Genomic DNA, 17,173 nt, shown 5'->3' with positions numbered 1-17,173 from the left:
GGCGCGGCGATGGTGATGGTCATGCCGCCCTACCACGGCGCGACCTTCCGCGTGCCCGAGGAACAGATCCACGCGTTCTATGCCGTGCTGTCCGACGCGATCGGCATTCCGATCATGATCCAGGACGCGCCGGCCAGCGGCACGGTGCTTTCGGCGCCATTCCTCGCGCGCATGGCGCGCGAGATCGAACAGGTGTCGTATTTCAAGATCGAGACGGCCGGGGCCGCGTCCAAGCTGCGCGAACTCATCCGCCTGGGCGGCGACGCGGTCGAAGGGCCGTGGGACGGCGAAGAGGCGATCACCCTGCTGCCGGACATGGACGCGGGCGCGACCGGCGCCATGACGGGCGGCGGCTTCCCGGACGGACTGCGGCCGATCATCGACGACTACCTGGCCGGGCGCCGCGCGCAGGCCATCGCGGGATACGAGCGCTGGCTGCCGCTGATCAACATCGAGAACCGCCAGTGCGGGCTGCTGGCCGCGAAGGCGCTGATGAAGGAAGGCGGCATCATCGCCTGCGAGGCGCCGCGCCATCCCTTTCCGGCGCTGCATCCGGCCAATCGGGCCGGCCTGATCGAGACGGCCCGCCGCCTGGACGTGATGGCGCTGCGCTGGGGCAAGTGAGCGCCGCCCGCGTGGACTTGCGGGCCCTCTGTCGGCCAAGTCCTACAGAAGCGCATACTTGGCCCAATGCTTCTGAGCCAATTCATCAAGAACAACATCGAGCCGATCCTGGTCGAGTGGGAGACCTTCGCGCGCACCATGATCCCGCCGGCGGAGACCATGTCGGTCGCCGCGCTGCGGGATCATGCCCAGGAAATCCTGCTGGCCATTGCCGATGAAATGGACACGGCGCAGTCCGAGAAGGAGCGCGAGGCCAAGTCGAAGGGCCATGCGCAGCCGCGCGCCAAGCTGACCTTCGCCGCCGAGCACGGCGGCTTGCGCCAGCGCGTGGGCTTCGACCTCACGCAACTCGGCGCCGAGTACCGCGCATTGCGGGCCACCGTGCTTCGCCTGTGGATGGGCAGCATCGGCGTGGTCGACGCGGCGGCCCTGGAAGAGGTGATCCGGTTCAACGAAGGCATCGACCAGGGCCTGGCCGAAGCCATGGTCACCTACTCGGACCACGTCGCCAATTCCAGGGATACCTTTCTGGCGGTGCTCGGGCATGACCTGCGAAACCCACTCAGCGCGCTCGCTTCCTGCGTCCAGCTCCTGGGCATGACGGGGGAGGCCAAGTCGAAGGAGCGCACGCTGCAGATCGCCAAGCGCAGCATTGCCTCCATCAACGGCATGGTCACGGACCTCCTCGAATACACCCGCACCCGCCTGGGCCGCGGGATCGAGGTGGTGCGGGAACCCGGCGATTTCAGCACCCTGTGCCAGGAGGCCTTCGACGAGGTCTGCGCCGCCTATCCGCTGCGCTCGCTCTTGGCCGAGATTCCCCACGGCGTGCCCTTGAGTTTCGATGCGCCGCGCATGCGCCAGGTGCTGACGAACCTGTTGAGCAACGCGGTGCAGCACGGGGACCCGGCTTTTCCGGTAGTGCTGGTGATCCAGGACGAAGGCACGCGGGTGAACCTGGTCGTCAAGAACCAGGGAAAGCCGATTCCGCCCGATTCGATGCAGGTGATCTTCAACCCGCTGGTGCAGGTGCCAACCAAGGAATCGGAGCCGCACGGGCGCCCCGCCACCAGCCTGGGCCTGGGCCTGTTCATTGCCCGCGAGATCGTCACGGGCCACGGCGGCACCATCACGGTGACCTCCTCGGTCGACGAGGGCACGGCCTTCACCGCGCACCTGCCGCGCGGCTGACGGGGCCGCGCGAGCGCCCTAGCCTTCGGCCGCCGCCATGGTTCTTCTGCAGGAGGCGGCGCCGCAGTTGCATGGGTAGAGCGAGGGTTCCTCGCTCGGGTCGATGATCAGTGCGTAGTCGAGGAACAGTTCTTCACCGGCGGACACGGGTCTTGTCGTGTGGATCCTCAGCTCGAGCGAATCGTCCGCCGCATAGTCTTCGATCGCTTCGCAGTTCGGCTCGCATGCGTGGTTCAGGTGGCGCGTGGCATTGCCGCCGTTGCCGCCATCGACCAGGGTTCCGTCGGAGAGCGCGAACAGGTAGGTGAGCGCGGAGTCCCATTCGACCTCGGTCGCCTCCTCGGGGGAATAGCGGCGGCCCGCGTACACGCCGAGTTCCCATTGGCCCGGCAGGTCGCGCCTGGCGAAGGCGCCGCGTCCGTGGATCGGGCTCTCCCGGACTTCGACATCGGGGAGGCTGGGCAGCGTGGGGTCTGGATGGGGCATGCGTCGATTCTCGCCCACGAGGGCCTGCACTAAACTCCCCACCCATTCTTGGCGAAGCGGCAACACCCATGAAGAAGAAAGCGATGTCCGCCTGGCTCGAAGCCGCGCTCGACTACGTGCCCGATTGGCTGGGCTTCCAGCTGGAGCGCCATCGGCAGCCCGGATGCTCGGTGGCCATCGCGCAGGGCCAGGACATGCTGGCCGAGTTCGCCCTGGGGGTTGCCGACCTGGGAACCGGCAAACCGCTCACGCCCAGGCATCGCTTTCGGGTGGCTTCGCATTCCAAGAGTTTCACCGCCAGTGGCGTCATGCTGTTGCGGGAACAAGGAAAGCTCGGCCTCGACGACCCCATCGGCCGCTACGTGCCGGGCCTGCACAAGGACCTCGCGAAGGCCAGGATCGGCGAACTTCTCTCCCATGGTGCCGGCGTCATCCGTGACGGCATGGACAGCGGGCAGTTCCTGGATCGGCGACCCTTTCTTTCCCGGGCCGAGCTGCTGGCCGACCTGTCCAGGAAGCAGCCGCTCGCACCCGGCCTTCAGCTCAAGTACTCCAACCACGGCTACGGCTTGCTGGGACTGCTGATCGAGGAGATCAGCGGCACCGACTACCCAGCCTGGATCACGCGCCACGTGATCGATGCCGCGGGCCTGCGCGAGACGGTGGCCGACATGCCGCAGCTGCCCGCAACGGCTCCCATGGCCAAGGGCCACAGTGCCGAATTCCCCTTCGAGAAGCGCCTCATCGTGCCGGGCGACAACGTCTGCCACGCGATCGCGCCGGCAGGCGGATTCGTCTCGACGGCCTCGGACGTGGCGCGATTCTTCGCCCAGCTCGCGCCGGACAGCGGGAAGAGCATCCTGTCCGCGGCCAGTCGCCGCGAGATGATGCATCGCCGCTGGCGCGACAACTGCAACACGCAGGAGTCGTACTACGGCTACGGGACCATGATGAACGGGCCCGGACCCAGGGAACGGCATGGCCACACCGGGAGCCTGCAGGGCTTCGTCTCGCGGACGGCGCGCTTCACGGCGTCGGGGTTCACGATCACCGTGCTGTGCAACGCACAGGATGGCGCGTCCTACCAGTGGGTCGATGGAATCCTGAGCATCCTGTCGGCGTTTCGCCACCATGGCGCGCCGGGCAAGAGGCAGGCCGCATGGAACGGCCGCTGGTGGAGCATCTGGGGTGCCAGCGATCTGGTTCCCATGGGCAAGGTGGTCTGCCAGATCGCGCCGGCGATGGCCGTGCCTTTCGACGACGCCTGCACGGAGTTCTCGATCTCGGACAGGAACAGCGGGGTCGTGCAGAAGACCTCCGGCTACAACAGTCCGGGTCAAGGCGTGCGCATGGTGCGTGATCGCAAGGGCAAGCCGACCGAGCTGTGGGTCGGAGGCACCAAGCTGCTGCCCAAGGAGGCCATGCTGGCCGAGGTCACCCAGCGCTACCGCCAGACTCGACCTTGACCGTTCGCAGGCGCAGCGCGTTGGCAATGACGCTGACGGAAGACAGCGCCATCGCCGCCGCGGCGACAACCGGCGAGAGCAGCAGCCCGAAGAAGGGATAGAGCACGCCGGCCGCGAGCGGGATGCCGGCCACGTTGTAGGCGAAGGAAAGGAAGAGGTTCTGGCGGATGTTGCGCATGGTGGCGCGCGAGAGATTGCGTGCGCGCACGATGCCCATCAGGTCGCCCTTGAGCAAGGTGATGCCGGCGCTCTCCATGGCCACGTCGGTGCCGGTTCCCATGGCGATCCCGACCTCGGCGGCGGCCAGCGCGGGCGAGTCGTTGACGCCGTCTCCGGCCATGGCGACCACGCGGCCTTCGCTCTTCAGGCGCTGCACGACCTTGGCCTTGTCCTCGGGCAGCACATCCGCGACCACCTCGTCGATGCCCAGCTCGCGCCCCACGGCCTGCGCCGTGGTCTTGCCGTCGCCCGTGAGCATGACGATGCGCACGCCGGCGGACTTGAGGGCCCGCAAGGCCGCCGGCGTGGTGGCCTTGATCGGGTCCGCGATGGCGACGAAGCCGGCGAGGCGCCCGCCCAGACCCACGAAGATGACCGTGGCGGCCCTGACGCGATGGACATCCGCGGCCGCATCCAGCGATGCGACGTCGATGCCGTCCTCGGCGAGGAACTGGCTGCTGCCGCAGACGACCCGCTCGCCTTCCACGATGCCCACGGCGCCCTTGCCCACGGGCGAATCGAAATCCGTGACCGCCGACAGGCTGAGCCCGCTGTCCTGCGCGGCCGCGACGATGGCCGCCGCCAGCGGATGTTCGCTCGCCCGCTCCACGCTGGCGAGCTTCCGCAGCACATGCTGCGCGTCGAATCCGCCGGCCGGCTCGACGTGCGTGACCTTCGGCCGTCCCTCGGTCAGGGTGCCCGTCTTGTCGACGACGAGCGTGTCGATCTTCTCCATGCGCTCCAGGGCTTCGGCGTCGCGGATGAGCACACCGGACTGCGCGCCGCGGCCGACCCCGACCATGACGGACATCGGCGTGGCCAGGCCCAGCGCGCAAGGGCACGCGATGATGAGCACCGCCACGGCCGCGACCAGCGCGTACGAGGAAGCCGGGCTCGGCCCCCACAGCATCCAGGCCACGAAGCTCAGGGCGGCCACGCCGATGACGACCGGGACGAACCATCCCGCCACCCGGTCCGCCATTCGTTGAATCGGCGCGCGGCTGCGCTGGGCCGCGGCCACCATGTGCACGATCTGCGAGAGCAGTGTGTCCGCACCGACCTTCTCGGCGCGCATCACGAAGCCGCCGGTCTGGTTGAGCGTGCCGGCGGTGAGCCTGGAGCCCACCGTCTTGGCCACGGGCATGGGCTCGCCGGTGACCATCGACTCGTCGACCGTGCCCCTGCCCTCGCGCAGTTCGCCATCCACGGGAACCTTCTCCCCGGGGCGCACGCGCAGCAGGTCGCCCACCTCGATGCTGTCGATCTGCGCCGTCTCGTCGGAACCGCCCGCCCTGACCCTCAAGGCGGTCTTCGGCGCCAGATTCAGCAGCGCCTTGATGGCGCCCGAAGTCTTCTCCCGGGCCCGCAGCTCCAGGACCTGGCCGAGCAGCACCAGCACGGTGATGACGGCAGCGGCTTCGAAGTAGACGGGCACCGCGCCATCCCCGGAGCGAAGCGCCGTGGGGAAGAGCTGGGGCACGAAGGTCCCGGCGATGCTGTAGATCCAGGCCGCGCCGGTGCCCAGCGCGATGAGCGTGAACATGTTGAGGCTTCGATTCCTCAGGGAGGTCACGCCTCGCACGAAGAACGGCCAGCCGGCCCAGAGCACGACGGGCGTGCCGAACGCGAACTGGATCGCGTTCGAAGTCTGCTGGCCGACAAGGTGGTGGAGATCGAACAGGTGCCCTCCCATCTCGAGAGCGAAGACGGGGAGGGTCAGCGCCAGGCCGATCCAGAAGCGCTGCGTCATGCGGACCAGTTCGGGGCTCTCGCCTGACGCGGCGGCCACGAGAACCGGCTCGAGGCTCATGCCGCAGATGGGGCAGCTTCCCGGACCCATCCGCCGGATCTGCGGGTGCATCGGACAGGTGTATTCACCCGGCTTGCCCGTGGCTGTCGCCGACTGTCGATGGTGCGTTGACAAGGCCTGGGTCATCCTGGAATCGAGGCATGATGGCCCTCCCCCGCGCATCGCGGCTTGACCGATATCAAGCGGCATCGATGCCCAGGCCGCCGGCGGCCGCGCTACTTCGTGGCAGCGTTGGCGTGCGGACTCGCGGGGGGCGCGGCCTGTGCGTTCTGTGCGTTCTGTGCGTTCTGTGCGTTCTGGGCAGCCTGGGCCTTCTCCTTCTTGTTGGCCTCGTGGCGGCCCACGGCACAGCCCGCCGCGGCCCCCAGCACACCATGCCTGCCCGCGACGTGGCCGGCCACACCCCCGACCGCGGCGCCGGTGAGACAGCCCTTGGCATTCGCCGCTCCACCTGCCAGGCAGAGAGCGAGGAGCACGACGGCGGCGACTTGATTGCGCATGAGAACTTCCTTCACGGTTTGATCTTGATGGGACGATTCTCCCGGCGTCGGGGCGCGGTACGCGAGGCGGGCGCGTCGAGCCCGCGTAGGACAGCACCGGCTCGCGCTTTGGCCGACGGCTGAACCCTCGCTCGGCGCATGCGCGGCACATTGCACTTGCCCATCGAAGCATCGGCGGGCATGAATTTGCAAAGGCCAGCACACATGGAATGGATCGACTGCTACAGCAAGGTGCTTCAACTCAGCCCCCGGGCGGCCAAGCTGGCCGCGGGCATGCTCCGCAAGGACCCGCTGGTGCCACCCGAATGGCAGTTCTGCCTGCACATCGCGCTGGCCCAGCAGGCCCAGGGCGCACAGTCTTTCACCCGTGAGGACCTGGCGGTCATCGCCGCCAACCAGCGGTCGGGTTTCACCGACGAACTGGATCCCGATCAGCTGCTCGCCTGGGAGTTTGCCCTGTGGACCCGGCAGTTCGCCCTGCACGGAAGCCAACGCGCATCCGCGCGCGACAGGGTGAGGGACGGCTCGGCCGCTCCTTATCCGGCGCCCTGCGACGACGGGGTGGCTCGCACCGCCGGGGCCGACGTCCTCACGGCGAGCTGATGCTCCATCCGTTGCAGGTCGGCCAGCAGGCGTCCCGCAAGCAATGTCACGACCTGGAAACCGAAGGCGGGATTCTGGAAGTAGAGCTGCTTGAAGGTCGTCTCGTCGATGTGCAGCACGGTGCAATCCGTCGCGCAGCGCGCGGTCAGGGAGCGACGCTTGTCCGGGGCGAAGAAGGCGATCTCGCCGAACAGACGCCCGGCCTCCATGGTCTCGCCGATCTCGACGAGCTCGATGCGGCCGGCGGCAAGGAAGTAAAGATGCTCGGCGATATCGCCCTTGCGGAACAGCACGGCGCCAGCCTTCATCCGATCGCTGAGCATGTACGGCTTGAGCCAGACACCCGACAGATCGCTCGCCGCCGCGGCCGCGCTGACCTGGCGAGTGAGGCGCACCATCTCCGCGGCGCGGTAGATGTTGATCGGCAGCAGCGCCCCATGCAACAAGACCATGATCGGCTGCGGATGAAGCGCGCCATAGAGCAGGAAGCCCAGGTTGCCGCCCACGGCGAGGTAGCGCAGGGGAATCATGGTCTTGACGAAGGAGCTGACCACCACGAGGGCCGCCGCGACCGCCGCGGAGCACAGGGCGATGATGCCGGACGGCGTCGCCACCTCCATCCGGAGGCCGGTGAGCGCGGCGTCCAACAGTGCAAGCGTCGACATACGGACTCCTCTTTCCGGGCGAAGGCGCCTGCGTCGAGGATGCCACACGAACGGCCGCCGGGCGCTCCGGGTCAGACCTCCTGCACCACGCCGTTGCGCAGGATACCGACGCGCGAGATCTCGACCTCGACCCTGTCGCCGGGCTTGAGCCACAGCGGCGGGTTGCGCTTGACGCCGACGCCGCCAGGCGTCCCGGTCACGATCACGTCGCCCGGCTGCAGCGTCATGAAGGCCGACACGTAGGCCAGCAGGGTCGGCACCGGAAAGATCATCTGGTCGGTTCTCGCATGTTGAACCACGACCTCGTTGACGCGAGTCCACAGCTCGACGATGCGGTCGTCGGGCAGTTCGTCGGGCGTCACGAGGTACGGGCCGAATCCGGCCGTCTGCGCGAAATTCTTGCCGGGCCCGAACTGGCGGGTGTGATGCTGGTAGTCGCGCACGCTCCCGTCGTTGAAGCACGAGACCCCCGCCACGTGAGCCCAGGCATCGGCTGGCGCGATGCGCCGTCCGGGCTTGCCGATGACGAGGGCCAGTTCGCCTTCATAGTCCAGCTGCGTGGATTCGAGCGGCCGGACCAGCGCCACGCCGCAGCCCTGCAAGGACTCCGGATGCCGAAAGAAGATGGACGGGTGCTCGGTCGGGTCGCGCCGGGTCTCGACCCGGTGCTCTTCGTAGTTGTGCCCGACGCAGGCGATCGTTCCCGGCTGCGGAATGACCGGCAGCAGGACAAGCTCGGACAGGCGATGGTCTGCCGGCGCGTGCGCATGCTCGCCGGCGAGGGCTTGCATCCGGCCGGTGGCGATCAAGGCCTTGAGGGTCGGCGCCCGGTCGCCGAAGCGCTTGCCGAGATCGATGATTTCATCACCGCGCAGAAGACCGTACGAAGAACGGCCGTCGATGTGGAAGCTGAGGAGTTTCATGGTCTTGCCTTGAGGTTCAATGCTCTGGAATGAGGGGGACGAAAGTTCGGGACGCGATCTCGACGGGCGTGTTCGCCGGCGTCGCATCGCCGAGCTCCCTCTCGTTGACGAGGTGCCATCCGTAGCGGTCGGGCCGCGCGACGATGGCCACGGCGCCGCAGCGCTCCAGCACCGCGCCGAGCTCGCCGCTGACGTCCCGGGCCTGCGGGATGGCATTCGCCTCGCCGCCGACAAAGTCGTCGTCGCGGCGCACCAGCGCCAGGACGCGGCCCGGCATCCCGGGCGGCAGCAGCCGTTGGGCGCCGGCGCGGAAGGCCGGCGAGTCGAAGCCGATGACAGCGAAGCCGTGGCCGAGCAGCTCATCGAGCCGCACCAGCCCTCCCTCGCGATGCTGCATCAGCGGTTGCGGCAGCATGGCCGAACGCGGCTGCGCGGCCGAGGGCCTGAAGCAGCCCGCCTGCAAGAGCGGCTTGGGCTTGAAGCGCAGTTGCAGGATGTAGTCGCGGCAAGCCGGAAGCAGGCAAGCCATGCGCAGGGCCGTCTGCGTGATCGCCGCGCCCAGGATCGACTTGGGTTGCATGAAGGCGCCGATGCGCAGCGCCATGCGGATCAGCGCGGCCGCGTGCGGGCGGCGTTCCTGCTCGTAGGTGTCGAGCAGGTCCTCGGCGGCCCCCCATCGCGTGACGGCCGCGAGCTTCCAGGCCAGGTTGGCGGCATCACGAATGCCGCTGTTGAGGCCCTGCCCGGCGAAGGGCGGGGTCAGGTGGGCGGCGTCGCCGGCGAGCAGCACGCGGCCCTCCTTCCAGCGCGTCGCCACCCGCGCATGGAAGCCGTAGATAGCCTTGCGCACCAGCCGCAGCCCCGCGTCCTCGGGCACGCGGTGCCCGATCCAGGCGCGAAAGACCTTCTCGTCGAGCACGTCCTCGTCGCGGTCGCCCGGCCGCARCATGAATTCGTAGCGCAGCGAAGCCTGCGGCCCGGGCAGGCGAATCGCCGGGCGGCGCGGGTCGCAATAGGTCCGTGTATGCCGCAGCGGCAGCGTGCGCTCGGCGAGGTCGACGATGAGCCATCGTTGCGGAAAGGTATCGCCGTCGAGCGTGATGCCGCACCGTTCGCGGACGGCGCTGCGCCCGCCGTCGCAGGCGACCACCCAGCGCGCCGCGACGAGGCGGGTGTCCCCGTCGGCGGTCTGCACCGTGCAGCGCACCTCGCAGGCGTCCTGTTCGAAGGATGCGAGCGCATGCCCGAAGCGGAGCTCGACGTGCGCGAAGCGCGCCAGCCCTTCATGCAGCGTGCGCACGAGCAGCGGCTGGCGGAACGCATTGCGCTTGGCATAGCCGTATTCCTGCCGCGTCGGCTGGATGGCGGCGAGCGGCCGGCCCCGCCAGTCGAAATATTGAACGCCGTAGCCCTGGACCACGTCCTTCAACACCTCGTCGACGAGGCCGGCGCCTTGCAACGTGCGCAGGCTCTCGTCGTCGAGCGTGACCGCCCGCGGCTCGCCTTCGAGCCGGGGGTTGCGCTCGAGCACGAGGGTACGCACGCCATGCACCCCGAGAAGGTTGGCCAGCGTCAGGCCGACCGGGCCCGCGCCGACGATGATGACGTCGAATGCTTGCATCTGGTTCATGTCCTTGTCCTGTCTCCTTGGAATGGGGCTCAGCTGCGCATCAGCGCAACACCCCATCTGTTGAGGGTCTGGGGCCGGTGCGGCCACACGCCGGTGGGCCGGTCGGAGGCGCAGACTTCGAGATCGCAGGAGATCTCGGCCAGGTTGCCCTCGGGATCCTTCACCATCAGGAAGCTGTCGTTGCCCGGCCCGTGTCGGCCGATGCCCCAGGCCAGATCGATGCCGGCCTCGGCCATGTGGTCGGCCCATTCGCGCAGCTGATTCCAGCCCGGCGCCTCGCACGAGAAGTGATCGAAGCGGATCGCCGGCGCCCTGAAGATCGCCATCGAATGGTGTTCGGCATCGGTGCGCAGAAAGGCGGCCGTGAGTTCGCCGTTCTCATCGAGCACGCGGTCCGAGAGCACGAAGCCGAGGGTGCCGACGTAGTAGTCCGCGAGCGCGGAAGGCGTGGGCGAGCGCACGCCGAAATGCTGCAGGCGGGCCTCCAGGGCGGCAGCGGGCGCCGCGCGGACGCTGTCGGTCGGCGCCAGGAAGCTGATCTGCCTGCCTTCGGGGTCGCACACGGTGAAGCCGCCCGGCAGGTCTTCGAGCAGTACCAAGCCGCGCGCGATCAGCAGCTCGCGGTGCGCGTGGAAGCTTGCCCGCTGCGCGAAGCGGAAGCAGGCGCGGCGCAGCTGTCCGCCCTCCCCCGGGATGAGCACCAGCGCACGGCCGGGCGCCGAGCACGTGATGCTTTCGCCGAGCGTCTGCGGCGCGAGGCCGAAGGTGGACGCATAGAACGAGGACAGTGCCCTCGGCTGGCTCGCAAAGAGTTCGAGTCGCGCGAGCGAGGCTCCGATTTCCATGATGTGTTCCCTTGAGTCGTGGATGAGGTGTTGCATCAGTGCAGCGCGGTGACGGCGCCCGCGTCTTCCCCGGGCACGAAGCCGGATCGGCGAACCAGCATGCCGGCGGCGGCGACCGCGGCCGGGACGGCCAGCAGGCTGAACAGGTTGCCGCTGGAAAGGCCCATGGCCAGCAAGGGGCCACCGATGAGCGAACCCGTGATGCCGCCGCAGCGGCCGATGCCCAGCATCCAGCTCGCCCCGGTGGCGCGCATCGCTGTCGGGTAGCTCATGGGCGCCAATGCGTTCATGCCGGTCTGCGCGCCGCTCAGGAAGATGCCGCACAGCAGCAGCACGACCGAGAAGAGCCCGGGAGAGATGGCGAGGAATCCGAGCAGCAGCACGCAGACAGCGCCGATGGCATACGAGGCACCGACGACTCGCCGGCGGTCGACCCGGTCCATGACATAGCCGATGCCGACGGAGCCGACCGAGCCGCCGATCTGGAAGATGCCGGTGATGAAGGCGGCCCGCTCGATCGAGAAGCCGGCGTCGCGCATCAGCGTGGGCAGCCAGCCGGTCAGGAGATAGATGATCAGCAGGCCCATGAAGTAGCTCAGCCACAGGCGCGAAGTGAGCACGGCGAAGCCGCCCGAGAACAGGCTGCGCGCCGAATGCCGCGCCTGCACGGCGGGCTCGATCAGCTCGAAGCTTGCGTTCGCGGGAACGCGGGTCCCGCCGATGCGCGACAGGATTCGGGCTATGCCCGCGCCCTGCCCGCCGCGCAGCACCAGGAAGCGCACCGATTCAGGCAGCACCGCGATCAGGAGCGGCACGAGCAGCAGCGGCAGCACGCCACCCGCCAGCAGCACCGAGCGCCAGCCGAGATGCGGAATCAGCCATGCCGCGGCGAAGCCGCCCAGCCCCGAGCCGAGCGTGAAGCCGGTGAACATCAGGGTCAGCAGGAATGCCTTGGAACGCGCGGGCACGTACTCGGACACCAGCGTCGTGGCGTTGGGCATCGCGGCGCCGAGGCCCAACCCGGTAAGGAAGCGCAGCGCCGTCAGTTCGAGCGCGTCGTGGGCGTAGCCGCACAGCAGGCCGAAGCCGCCGAAGGCGATCACGGAACCCACCAGCACGGTCTTGCGCCCGATGCGGTCGGACATCGGGCCGCCGAGCAGAGCACCGCCGGCCAGGCCGAACATCGCCGCGCTGAGCACGGGGCCGAACATGGCCTTCGGCAACCCCCATTCGCCCATGATCGAAGGCGCGACGAAGCCGACCGCGGCCGTGTCCCAGCCATCGAGCAGGACGATCAGGAAACTCAGCAGGAGGATGCGCCACTGCAGGCCCGAGAGGGGTCGATCGTCGATGAACCTGGCCACGTTGATCGGGCCTGCGGACTGTTCCATGGGTGTCTCCTGGCGTGAGCCGTTGTGGGAGACCGAGGATCGTCAAGCCGCGGGGCGTGGGCAACGAGGACTCTCATTTCCTGAGAATCCGGCGCCCCGGATAGGTGTTAACCCGTTGATGCGCGGGCCGATCGCGGCTGCGCGCTTTCTCTCAGGTTTCGAGAATCCTTTACGCGAGGCGGATCGCGGTCGATCATCGGCGGATCTCAACCGATGGCGGGCGCGATGACGAAGACAGTCAATGTGCTGCAGGTGCTGCGTCTCTTCTCGGAAGAGCGGCAACACGTGCGCGCCGCGGATATCGCTCGCCTGCTGGGGGTGTCGAGCGCCACCGCCTACCGCTACGTCTCGGAGTTGCAGCAGGCCGGACTCATCGAGAACGCCGCGACCGGCCGGTACGTGCTCGGGCCGACGATCGTCGAACTGGACCGCCAGATCCGCGTGCACGACCCGCTGATCGCCAGCGCCTCGGACATTCTGCGCACGCTTTCCGAGCGCACCGGCGGCACGACGATCCTGGCGCGCTCGCACGGGCGGAAGGTCGTCTGCGTCGACCAGGTGCCCGGGCGGCACGGACCGAAATCCGTCAGCTACGAGCGCGGGCGCGCCATGCCGCTCTATCGCGGCGCCACGTCGACCGCCATCCTGGCCCACCTCGACCGCGAGACGATCCGCGAACTGGCCACCCACGATGCCGCGGCGCTGAAGAAGGCCGGGCTGCCGTCGAAGCCCGAGGACTTGTGGGCGCATCTGGCGGTCTTGCGGGCGCAGGGCGTGGTGCGTTCCGAGGGCGCGGTCGACGCCGAGGCACTGGGCTGGGCAACGCCCATCCATCAAGGCAAGCACCTGCTCGGCAGCATGAGCGTCGTGCTGTCACGCAACGCGCCGGAGGTGGCCCCGCAACGCATCGCCGACCAGCTGCGGCGAGCCGCCCTGCGGGTGCAGGGGCGGCTCGAGGCGGCGCGTGAGAGGCCCTGACCACGGGCTGCGCGCCTCATACCCCTGCGCGGCGCGCGGTCGAAGCGCGGACGGATGGCGAAAACTAGGGAAAACCCTTATTCTTCCTCCCACGCGGCGGGCATTCTCGCCAACCGCGAACTGTCATGAACCTGATCCATCGCGCGCTTTCCGTACTTCAACGCCATTTTCCGACCCGACAGGAAGCCGAAGAGGCCTACCTTGCCGGGGCTGTCGACATCTACGACCTCGAGCGTCGGATGAGGCAGATCGACAAGCGGGACACCCAGCAACCGTTCCACCTTCGGCACTCGGCCTGAGTCGCTTCGCTGCCGACAAGCGGACGTCGGTAGCAACGCCCCGCGGGGCGTCGGCGCCCTGCGCCACAATGCGCTCCTTCCTGGCTATTGAGCGCATTCCGCATGCTTCTTGCTTATCGCTACCTGTTCCCCCTCATGTGGCTCGCCTGGGCGGCGTACTGGTGGGCCATGTCTCGCGACGTCAAGGCGACGGCGCGCCACGAGTCCCTTCGCTCGCGGCTGCTGCACATGATCCCTCTCGCCCTGGCCTTCGCCCTGCTATGGCTCCCGAAGCTGCCGATCGCGGTTCTCGGTGACCGCATCTTTCCTCCCGCCGAATGGGCCTTCTGGACGGGCGCGGCGCTCACGCTCATCGGCTTGCTGTTCAGCGTGGCGGCGCGCGTCCATCTGGGCAGGAACTGGAGCGGCATCGTGACCCTCAAGCAGGGCCACGAACTCATCACCAGCGGCCCTTACGGCATCGTGCGCCATCCCATCTACACGGGCCTGCTGCTGGCGTTCGTCGGCTCTGGCGTGGCGCGCGGCGAATGGCGGGGCGTCGTTGCCGTTGCGCTGGTTCTCTGGGCCTTCTGGCGCAAGCTGCGAATGGAGGAACGCTGGATGCGCGAGCAATTCGGCGACCGCTATCAGGCTTACAGCCAGCGCGTCGCCGCCCTCATCCCCTTCGTCCTCTGAATCGCCGAAGCCTCGGCGCAGGCCGCAGCGGCGTCGGCCGGCCTTCCCCCGAGAACGCAATTGGCGCAGTATGGAGGGCCTCGGCTTTGAGAACCACCATGACACCCAATCGACGCATCTTCCTGTTCGCGCTCGCCACCAGCGGCGCCGCGCTGTCCATCACCGAAGCCTCGGCGCAGGCCCAGCTCGACGAGAAGGACCCGCAGGCGGTCGCCTTGGGCTATGTGTCGGACACGGCCAAGGCAGACGCGAAGAAGTACCCGAAACACGAGGCTTCTCAGCAGTGTTCCAACTGCGCCCTCTGGCAGTCCAAGCCGACGGATGCCTGGGGCAACTGCCCGCTGTTCGCCGGCAAGCAGGTGAACGCCCACGGGTGGTGCAGCGCCTGGGCCAAGAAGGCCTAGAGTCTCTCGCCGCCCCAAGGCCCTGGCGGGCGAGGGTGCCCGCCGGCGCCCGGCCTGCGTGCGCCGCGGCTGCCTTGAAGAAGCACGTGATGAGGCCATCGAGACCGGCACGGGCGCCTCCCCCGCGTGCCCGGCGACAATCGACGCTCCGGTGAACAGAACAGGCCGGAAGTTCCCCCCGACAAACCACTCAGCATCACGGAAGCCAGCGCATGAGCACGACGCAACCCACCATCATCTACACGCTAACCGACGAGGCCCCACTGCTGGCGACTTGCGCGTTCCTGCCGATCGTGCGGGCCTTCACCGCGCCGGCCGGCATCAAGGTCACCACCAGCGACATTTCCGTGGCGGCCCGGATCCTGGGGCAGTTTCCCGAATACCTGAGCGAAGCGCAAAGGGTGCCCGACAACCTGGCCGAACTGGGGCGGCTGACGCTGGAGCCGGACACCAACATCATCAAGCTGCCCAACATCAGCGCCTCGGTGCACCAATTGGTCAGCGCCATCAAGGAACTTCAGGCGCGCGGCTACAAGATCCCCGACTTCCCGGAAGACCCGAAGACCGACGAAGACAAGGCGATTCGCGCCCGCTATTCGAAGTGCCTGGGCAGCGCCGTGAACCCGGTCCTGCGCGAAGGCAATTCCGACCGCCGCGCGCCCAATGCCGTGAAGAACTACGCCCGCAAGAACCCCCACAGCATGGGCAAGTGGAGCATGGCCTCGCGCACCCACGTGGCGCACATGAAGCATGGCGACTTCTACCATGGCGAGAAGTCCATGACCCTGGACCGCGCCCGCGACGTCAAGATGGAACTGCTCACCAAGAGCGGCAAGACCATCGTGCTCAAGCCCAAGGTCTCGCTGCTCGAGGGCGAGATCATCGACAGCATGTTCATGAGCAAGAAGGCCCTGTGCGACTTCTATGAAGAGCAGATGGAAGACGCCCGCAGCACCGGCGTGATGTTCTCGCTGCACGTGAAGGCCACGATGATGAAGGTCTCGCACCCCATCGTCTTCGGGCACGCCGTTCGCATCTTCTACAAGGAAGCCTTCGCCAAGCACGGCAAGCTGTTCGACGAGCTCGGCGTGAACGTCAACAACGGCCTGGTCAACCTCTACGACAAGCTGGAGAGCCTGCCCAGCAGCAAGCGCGACGAGATCATCCGCGACCTGCATGCATGCCATGAGCACCGGCCCGAACTGGCCATGGTCGACTCGGCCAAGGGCATCTCGAACCTCCACGCGCCCAACGACGTGATCGTGGACGCCTCCATGCCCGCCATGATCCGCATCGGCGGCAAGATGTGGGGCGCGGATGGCAAGCCGAAGGACACCAAGGCCGTCATCCCCGAGAGCACCTTCGCCCGCATCTACCAGGAGATGATCAACTTCTGCAAGACCAACGGCAACTTCGACCCCGTCACCATGGGCACCGTGCCCAACGTCGGCCTGATGGCCCAGCAGGCCGAGGAATACGGCTCGCACGACAAGACCTTCGAGATCCCGGAAGCCGGGGACGCGCGCATCGTCGACATCGCCACCGGCGAAGTGCTGCTGGTGCAGCACGTCGAGGAAGGCGACATCTGGCGCATGTGCCAGGTGAAGGACGCGCCGATCCGCGACTGGGTCAAGCTGGCCGTCACCCGCGCCCGCAACTCGGGCATGCCCGCCCTGTTCTGGCTGGACCCCTACCGCCCGCACGAAGCCGAGCTGATCAAGAAGGTGCAGACCTACCTGAAGGACCACGACACCACCGGCCTGGACATCCAGATCATGTCGCAGGTGCGCGCCATGCGCTACACGCTCGAGCGCGTCGTGCGCGGGCTGGACACCATCTCCGTGACCGGCAACATCCTGCGCGACTACCTGACCGACCTGTTCCCCATCATGGAGCTGGGCACCAGCGCCAAGATGCTCTCCATCGTGCCGCTGATGGCCGGTGGCGGCATGTACGAGACGGGCGCCGGCGGCTCCGCGCCGAAGCACGTCAAGCAACTGGTCGAGGAAAACCACCTGCGCTGGGATTCGCTGGGCGAATTCCTGGCCCTGGCCGTGTCGCTGGAAGACCTGGGGCTGAAGACCGGCAACCAGCAAGCCAAGATCCTGGCCAAGACGCTGGACACGGCCACCGGCAAGCTGCTGGACAACAACAAGAACCCTTCTCCCAAGACCGGCCAGCTCGACAACCGTGGCAGCCAGTTCTACCTGGCCATGTACTGGGCACAGGAACTCGCCGCCCAGACGGAGGACAAGGCCCTGCAAGCCCGGTTCGCGCCGCTGGCCGCCGCGCTCACCGCCAGCGAGCAGAAGATCGTCGACGAGTTCTCGGCCGTGCAAGGCAAGCCGGCGGACATCGGCGGCTACTACCTGGCCGACGCTCGGAAGTGCGAGGCCGTGATGCGGCCCAGCGCGACGTTCAACGCGGCGCTCGCGCCGATGCTGGGGTGAAGGGGCCGGAACCC

Annotated in this window: 17 protein-coding genes; 9 read left to right on the top strand and 8 right to left on the bottom strand. The window is 67.9% G+C overall.

Translation table 11 applies throughout. From position 1 onward, the window contains the following. On the top strand, window positions 1-624 hold a 624-nt coding region (locus AC1DNF_RS16550), incomplete at its 5' end, for a dihydrodipicolinate synthase family protein (RefSeq protein WP_478149694.1). A gap of 66 nt (window positions 625-690) precedes the next feature. Next, window positions 691-1,815 carry an ATP-binding protein gene (locus tag AC1DNF_RS16545; protein ID WP_478149693.1) on the top strand — a complete coding sequence of 375 codons (1,125 nt, stop codon included), beginning with the start codon at window positions 691-693 and terminating at the stop codon, window positions 1,813-1,815. An 18-nt stretch (window positions 1,816-1,833) separates the two neighbouring features. On the opposite strand, the gene AC1DNF_RS16540 is transcribed toward AC1DNF_RS16545, so the two are convergent. Next, window positions 1,834-2,301: an SET domain-containing protein gene (locus tag AC1DNF_RS16540; RefSeq protein ID WP_478149692.1), complete on the bottom strand. Its 468-nt coding sequence runs from the start codon at window positions 2,299-2,301 to the stop codon at window positions 1,834-1,836. 68 nt (window positions 2,302-2,369) lie between these two features. Here AC1DNF_RS16540 and AC1DNF_RS16535 point away from each other — a divergent pair, with 68 nt between their 5' ends. Beyond that, entirely contained in the window at window positions 2,370-3,767 is a 1,398-nt protein-coding gene (locus tag AC1DNF_RS16535) for a serine hydrolase domain-containing protein (protein WP_478149691.1), read from the top strand. Here AC1DNF_RS16535 and AC1DNF_RS16530 read toward each other — a convergent pair. Next, the gene (locus AC1DNF_RS16530; protein ID WP_478149690.1) at window positions 3,736-5,922 is read right to left on the bottom strand and encodes a copper-transporting P-type ATPase; all 2,187 of its coding nucleotides are present in this window, start codon (window positions 5,920-5,922) and stop codon (window positions 3,736-3,738) included. The genes AC1DNF_RS16535 and AC1DNF_RS16530 overlap by 32 nt on opposite strands. Window positions 5,923-6,011: 89 nt before the next feature. Then, window positions 6,012-6,296 (bottom strand): hypothetical protein, encoded by a 285-nt coding sequence (locus AC1DNF_RS16525; RefSeq protein WP_478149689.1) that lies wholly within the window; start codon window positions 6,294-6,296, stop codon window positions 6,012-6,014. A gap of 180 nt (window positions 6,297-6,476) precedes the next feature. On the opposite strand from AC1DNF_RS16525, the gene AC1DNF_RS16520 reads away from it, so the two are divergent. Then, entirely contained in the window at window positions 6,477-6,899 is a 423-nt protein-coding gene (locus AC1DNF_RS16520) for a hypothetical protein (RefSeq protein ID WP_478149688.1), read from the top strand. On the opposite strand, the gene AC1DNF_RS16515 is transcribed toward AC1DNF_RS16520, so the two are convergent. From AC1DNF_RS16515 to AC1DNF_RS16495, 5 genes are all read right to left on the bottom strand, one after another. After that, window positions 6,833-7,564, bottom strand: a complete 732-nt coding sequence (locus AC1DNF_RS16515; RefSeq protein ID WP_478149687.1) for a Crp/Fnr family transcriptional regulator — start codon at window positions 7,562-7,564, stop codon at window positions 6,833-6,835. The genes AC1DNF_RS16520 and AC1DNF_RS16515 overlap by 67 nt on opposite strands. 71 nt (window positions 7,565-7,635) lie before the next feature. After that, window positions 7,636-8,487, bottom strand: a complete 852-nt coding sequence (locus AC1DNF_RS16510) for a fumarylacetoacetate hydrolase family protein (protein ID WP_478149686.1) — start codon at window positions 8,485-8,487, stop codon at window positions 7,636-7,638. A 16-nt stretch (window positions 8,488-8,503) separates the two neighbouring features. Further along, entirely contained in the window at window positions 8,504-10,117 is a 1,614-nt protein-coding gene (locus AC1DNF_RS16505; RefSeq protein ID WP_478149685.1) for a bifunctional 3-(3-hydroxy-phenyl)propionate/3-hydroxycinnamic acid hydroxylase, read from the bottom strand. A gap of 29 nt (window positions 10,118-10,146) precedes the next feature. Continuing rightward, window positions 10,147-10,962 (bottom strand): VOC family protein, encoded by an 816-nt coding sequence (locus AC1DNF_RS16500; RefSeq protein WP_478149684.1) that lies wholly within the window; start codon window positions 10,960-10,962, stop codon window positions 10,147-10,149. A gap of 35 nt (window positions 10,963-10,997) precedes the next feature. After that, on the bottom strand, window positions 10,998-12,353 hold the full coding sequence (locus tag AC1DNF_RS16495; RefSeq protein WP_478149683.1) for an MFS transporter: 1,356 nt from the start codon (window positions 12,351-12,353) through the stop codon (window positions 10,998-11,000). Window positions 12,354-12,578: 225 nt separating this feature from the next. Between AC1DNF_RS16495 and AC1DNF_RS16490 the strand changes: the two genes are divergently transcribed. The 5 genes from AC1DNF_RS16490 to AC1DNF_RS16470 all read left to right on the top strand — a co-directional run bounded on the left by AC1DNF_RS16490 (window position 12,579) and on the right by AC1DNF_RS16470 (window position 17,159). Then, entirely contained in the window at window positions 12,579-13,331 is a 753-nt protein-coding gene (locus AC1DNF_RS16490; RefSeq protein ID WP_478149682.1) for an IclR family transcriptional regulator, read from the top strand. A 125-nt stretch (window positions 13,332-13,456) separates the two neighbouring features. Next, window positions 13,457-13,630, top strand: a complete 174-nt coding sequence (locus AC1DNF_RS16485; RefSeq protein WP_478149681.1) for a DUF3563 family protein — start codon at window positions 13,457-13,459, stop codon at window positions 13,628-13,630. Window positions 13,631-13,732: 102 nt separating this feature from the next. Then, on the top strand, window positions 13,733-14,305 hold the full coding sequence (locus AC1DNF_RS16480) for a methyltransferase family protein (RefSeq protein WP_478149680.1): 573 nt from the start codon (window positions 13,733-13,735) through the stop codon (window positions 14,303-14,305). A 98-nt stretch (window positions 14,306-14,403) separates the two neighbouring features. Beyond that, window positions 14,404-14,709, top strand: coding sequence for a high-potential iron-sulfur protein (locus tag AC1DNF_RS16475; protein WP_478149679.1), 306 nt, complete (start codon window positions 14,404-14,406; stop codon window positions 14,707-14,709). 212 nt (window positions 14,710-14,921) lie between these two features. Then, entirely contained in the window at window positions 14,922-17,159 is a 2,238-nt protein-coding gene (locus AC1DNF_RS16470) for an NADP-dependent isocitrate dehydrogenase (protein WP_478149678.1), read from the top strand. Window positions 17,160-17,173: the final 14 nt, after the last annotated feature.

The organism is Variovorax sp. 01T432 (assembly GCF_056398605.1).
The sequence above is the reverse complement of the archived record's forward strand: the minus strand, read 5'-3'. Positions and strand labels throughout refer to the sequence as shown.